Below are 3,598 nucleotides of genomic sequence, written 5' to 3'. Positions count from 1 at the left end.
CGTATCATAGGACACGCCGGAGTGCGGCACTTGAGCGCCCACTTCATTCTGAACCACGGTCAGGTCGGTTTCGATGACTTTGACCCCGAGATTACCGGTGACAAAATCGTCGTAGTTGAAGTTGACTTGGGTGAAGTAGCTGAACTCATTTAAGCCGACGCTGTAAGTTTCCCCCGGCTGTTCGTACTTGATCTGTTCACCGAAGACGCGCTCCTGGAAGGCCAGCGTATCGTCAAGCTCGCGCGGATCCACAGCCCAGACTCCGGGAATGCCGGACACGGGTCCGAAATCGTCGATCCAGACCACATCGGCATTCTGATCCAGGGTCATCGGTGGAATCAGTGTGTATGGCGCATATTCCTGATCACCGTTTTCGTCGAGAACCGGATCACCATTTTCATCGACCAGGAACTCACCTTGTTGCAGATCGGGATCACACTCCGCGGTGCCCGCGAACTGGTCTACCGCTTTCCATTGCGCCTGACAGCCGGTGTCTTCGAATTCCGCGAAGTAGGAGAAAACTTCGTGATCCACAAAGCGCTCACTTTGGCGCAGACCGACATCAACACTGGTAATACCAAAAGGCTGGTCATCAAAGGCATAGTTCCAGCGAGTGCTGAAGGTGTTCATTGTGGCTTCGTCGTCGGTATTACCCTCGGACGAGCCGGCACCGACGTGGTAGGCACTGATGTCGGCCATATAATCCGCTACCGACTGCTCGCCCAGACCACCGTCGACTGTTTGATCGAAGCCACTAAACGCCGGGTGTTCTCCGGACGCATCGTAGCGGATCTGGAAATCGTTGGTTTCAATACCATTGGGTGAGAATTGGATAAAGCAGCCACCGTCTTCACCCACCGGCTCGCCGGGAATGGCGTTGTCACCCGTGCAATCTCCCGCCGGGCGCAGGCCGCCGGGGCCGGTCACCAGGCTTCCCTGATCAATGCTGAGCAGATCGCCCTCGATATAGCCATGACGCATCTGAGCATCGGCACTGGCGCGGGTCAGTCGAACCTGACCGGTGAGAGCACCACCCATGTCAAAGTTCAACTCGGCGCTGCTGTTGTTGGACTCTTCCAGGTTGTAGTTGGTCTGGGTGAACGACTGCATCCGGTAGGGATTCAGATCGTACATGGTGGTAGTGGCCCAGCTATTGCCTTCGTACTCGAAGCGATCCTCGGTAAGACCTTCCTCCACCGGTAGCGCATAGTGGTTGAAACCCTGCCAGCGGCTATTGTGGTTAAAGCCGGCGCGCCGGTTCCAACGTTCCTGCTTGCTGTAGAAATGATCAACGACCAGCTCTACACCATCCGCAAGTTCCGCCTGGAAAGACAGGTTCAGGCCGTCCCGATGACGCTCTTCCGCTTTATTGAATGCGGTCACACCATGAGGCACGGTGTAATAAAAATCGTAGGGGGTGGCCGGACCAATTCCCCAGTAGGTATGGTTGTTGTTGTGCCAACCCAGGTTCCCGCCGTTTTCGGAGGTGTCATTCCAGCCGTTGAAGTTACTGGACAAGTTCTTCTCGGTGGTTACCGCACTGACCAGAAAGCCAACGTTGTCATTTGTCCAACCAACCAAACCACTAACCGTGGGATCGGTCTCCTCGCTGATCGAGCCCTGGTCGACCTCTGCAGAACCAGAGAAAGTCCAACCGTTATCCAGATCAAACGGGCGGCGGGTTTTCAGATCCACAGTGCCGGAAATACCCAGGGTGCTCAGGGTCGCAAGCGGGGATTTGTAGACATCGGCGCCGGAGAACAGCTGGGAGGGCAAGTCACCAAAGTCGGCGCCGGAGGAATCGATGGTGGTGGCACTCAGAAAGGTTTCGCCGTTGAGCGAGGTGGCGACATTGGCCAGGCCGCGAATCTGGACTGGACCACCTTCACCGGCGGTGCGCTCTACCTGAATACCGGGAATCCGCTGGAGGGAGTCGGCGATGGTGACATCCGGCAGCTTGCCGATGTCTTCGGCGGAAATGGCATCGACGACCGAGGCCGCATCGCGTTTGGTGTTCACCGCGTTGAGCTGGGAGGCGTACACGCCGGTGACCACAATTTCTTCCAGCATGGGCTCATCCTGCGCCTGCACCAATGCGGGTGCGATCAGCAGTGATGAAATGCTGGATGCGAGCAGGGTTTTTCTGAAACCCCTGGGTTTATTGAATGCTTTGCTGCGAGTTTCCATGACGACCTCCTAACGGATCTTATGTTGTTTTGATGGACGTTGTTGGTACTACTGTTTTCTAGCTTATGCTCTTTTTACGCCCGATGGGACAACGTTGTCAAACACTTTTTTGTAGAAAGTTGTTCCGGTACCACCCGCCGGTCAATCCAGGCGGGTCGAACGACTGACGTTGTTGTCCAGACGGGTGCGCAACATCACCGGTGCCTGTTCGGCCGATACCGACGACTGGAAGGCTTGCCAGTCCAGGCCATTGGTGCTGACTTCGACCGGCAGGCCGGGCAGGGCGGTGTTCACCTGCAATTGGCCGTTTTCCCACCGGGCACCCGGAGGGGCCAGATACGCCTGGACACCGGCTTCGGCGAGGCGCGGTAATTCGCGTTCCGCCAGGGTTCGGGCGAACACCGCAAATTCCCGTGCGCGAGCCTCGGCACTGGAAGAGCCCCCTTCCCATTCGGCTCTGTGCCAAGCGCGCTCGGCCAAGGCGAGCAGGCGGGGGTAGACCATGCGCTCGAGCTGCTCCGGGGTACGGATGGTTTCGGTCCAGACCTGGCCCTGAATGCCGAGGATGTTGTCCGGTTGTTTCAGGGGCGGCAGGGCGCGCCCCACTAGCGCCTCGAGGTTGTCGATGGGCGCGCCATTGCGGGTAGTGTCGGCGTTGGCATAGAGGTGTTCGGGCATGTAGCCGAACACTTTGCGGGTATCGGTGTACCGGGTGGCCCAGTAGTAACCGCGCTCTTTTGGGTGGGCCTCATAGGGGTGGTCAAAGTAGAGATGGGTACCGTGAGACAACACCACCTCATAACCGGCGTTTGCCAAACGATAGGCCCGGTCGGCCACGCCCCATTCCCAGATGTTGTCCCAGGCGTTGGCGATGACCCGGTCGTTGTCAAACTGACCCCGGTTGAACGGATTGTTCGCGTCGTACATCAAGCCGTCTTCCCAGCCCGCGAGGGCCAGGCCCCGCTGCTTGGCCAGCGCGGCAACGCGGCTGACAAAGTAGGGCTTCAGATCTGCAACACCGGCAACACCTTCCCGTTCGGCAATCAGATCCCGGCAGGCGGGGGAGCCAGTCCAGGAGCCTTTGCCCACTTCATCGCCCCCCATATGGAAGATGTTCAGCTTGAGTCCGGCATCCCGGTACATCTGCTGCAGCTCGTACATCACCTTGTCCACAAAGGCATAGGTGGACTCCAGGCAGACATCGATGGAGTTGTCGGTGTAGTTCTGTACGGTCATGTAATCCGAGGTGTCCTCGGGATGAGACAGCAGGTACTGACGGGCGGCCTCCGGTTGTTCCGCAGCCATCAAACGGCGGTAACGGGCGTCCATGGACTTGATGGCTGCCCGGGCATGACCGGGCATATCGATTTCGGGGATAACTTCAATGTGCTGTCTAACGTCAATTACTTTG

General features: G+C 57.9%; 2 protein-coding genes. Both read right to left on the bottom strand.

The window, feature by feature from the left end:
- On the bottom strand, window positions 1-2,187 hold a 2,187-nt coding region (locus B3520_RS16120), incomplete at its 3' end, for a TonB-dependent receptor plug domain-containing protein (RefSeq protein WP_286876435.1).
- Window positions 2,188-2,328: 141 nt separating this feature from the next.
- Window positions 2,329-3,598, bottom strand: a 1,270-nt coding sequence (locus tag B3520_RS16115; protein WP_286806922.1) for a family 20 glycosylhydrolase, incomplete at its 5' end; no start/stop codon positions are given.

This window comes from Marinimicrobium sp. UBA4509, from assembly GCF_002388575.1.
In the GTDB taxonomy this organism is placed as follows: domain Bacteria; phylum Pseudomonadota; class Gammaproteobacteria; order Pseudomonadales; family Cellvibrionaceae; genus Marinimicrobium; species Marinimicrobium koreense.
Note: the sequence above shows the minus strand (reverse complement) of the source record. Positions and strands in the feature narration are given on the sequence as shown.